Below are 1857 nucleotides of genomic sequence, written 5' to 3' on the forward strand. Positions count from 1 at the left end.
TACGTGGTCCAGGTGTGTGGATGGGTAGGGGAGCGTCGTGCAGCGTGTGAAGCAGCAGAGTGATCTAGTTGTGGATGCTGCACGAGTGAGAATGCAGGCATGAGTAGCGAATGACGGGTGAGAAACCCGTCCGCCGAATGATCAAGGGTTCCAGGGTCAAGCTAATCTGCCCTGGGTAAGTCGGGACCTAAGGCGAGGCCGACAGGCGTAGTCGATGGACAACGGGTTGATATTCCCGTACCGGCATTAACACGACCCGACCGAACCTACTGATGCTAAGACTCAAAAGCTTTGAGGCCTTCGGGCTGATGAGTGGATGATTCGACCCGAGGTGGTATTAGGTGCACTAAGGAGTGACGCAGGAGGGCAGTCCATCCGCGGCGATGGTAGGCGCAAGCTGATCCGCGGGCAAGGTGGTAGGGCGAGGCATAGGCAAATCCGTGTCTCATATAAGCCTGAGAACCGAGGCGGACCCGTTCAGGGGAAGTGGATGATCCCATGCTGCCGAGAAAAACTTCGTAGTGAGTGTTAGAGCCGCCCGTACCCCAAACCGACACAGGTGATCAGGTAGAGAATACCAAGGCGATCGAGTGAACCATGGTTAAGGAACTCGGCAAAATGCCCCCGTAACTTCGGGAGAAGGGGGGCCGGATACGTGACACCACTTGCTGGTGGAAGCGTTGATGGCCGCAGAGACCAGGCCCAAGCGACTGTTTACTAAAAACACAGGTCCGTGCGAAGAAGTAATTCGATGTATACGGACTGACGCCTGCCCGGTGCTGGAACGTTAAGGGGACAGGTTAGCTGGTTTAGGCCGGCGAAGCTTTGAACTTAAGCGCCAGTAAACGGCGGTGGTAACTATAACCATCCTAAGGTAGCGAAATTCCTTGTCGGGTAAGTTCCGACCTGCACGAATGGCGTAACGACTTGGGCGCTGTCTCAACCATGGACTCGGCGAAATTGCATTACGAGTAAAGATGCTCGTTACGCGCAGCAGGACGGAAAGACCCCGGGACCTTTACTACAACTTGGTATTGGTGGTCGGTACAACTTGTGTAGGATAGGTGGGAGACTGTGAAACTCGGACGCCAGTTCGGGTGGAGTCATCGTTGAAATACCACTCTGGTTGTTCTGGCTGTCTAACTTAGGTCCATTATCTGGATCAGGGACAGTGCCTGGTGGGTAGTTTGACTGGGGCGGTCGCCTCCTAAAAGGTAACGGAGGCGCTCAAAGGTTCCCTCAGCCTGGTTGGCAATCAGGTGTCGAGTGTAAGTGCACAAGGGAGCTTGACTGTGAGACAGACATGTCGAGCAGGGACGAAAGTCGGAACTAGTGATCCGGCGGTGGCATGTGGGAGCACCGTCGCTCAACGGATAAAAGGTACCCCGGGGATAACAGGCTGATCTTCCCCAAGAGTCCATATCGACGGGATGGTTTGGCACCTCGATGTCGGCTCGTCGCATCCTGGGGCTGGAGTAGGTCCCAAGGGTTGGGCTGTTCGCCCATTAAAGCGGCACGCGAGCTGGGTTTAGAACGTCGTGAGACAGTTCGGTCCCTATCCGCTGCGCGCGCAGGAGACTTGAGAAGGGCTGCCCCTAGTACGAGAGGACCGGGGTGGACGAACCTCTGGTGTGCCAGTTGTTCCGCCAGGAGCACGGCTGGTTGGCTACGTTCGGGAGTGATAACCGCTGAAAGCATCTAAGCGGGAAGCACGCTTCAAGATGAGGTCTCCCACCGAGTTAATCGGGTAAGGCCCCCAGTAGACCACTGGGTTGATAGGCCAGAAGTGGAAGCACCGTAAGGTGTGGAGCTGACTGGTACTAATAGGCCGAGGGCTTGTCTCAACACCACACCACG

The 1857-nt window shown here is 55.9% G+C and carries 1 rRNA gene (cut by a window edge); it reads left to right on the forward strand.

Annotation, left to right across the window (positions count from 1 at the left end):
• A 23S ribosomal RNA gene (locus tag AB0M15_RS41790) occupies window positions 1-1844 on the forward strand; it begins 1371 nt to the left of the window's first position.
• Window positions 1845-1857 lie beyond the last annotated feature (13 nt).

The sequence above is a fragment of the Kribbella sp. NPDC051718 genome (assembly GCF_040681515.1).
Classification (GTDB): domain Bacteria; phylum Actinomycetota; class Actinomycetes; order Propionibacteriales; family Kribbellaceae; genus Kribbella.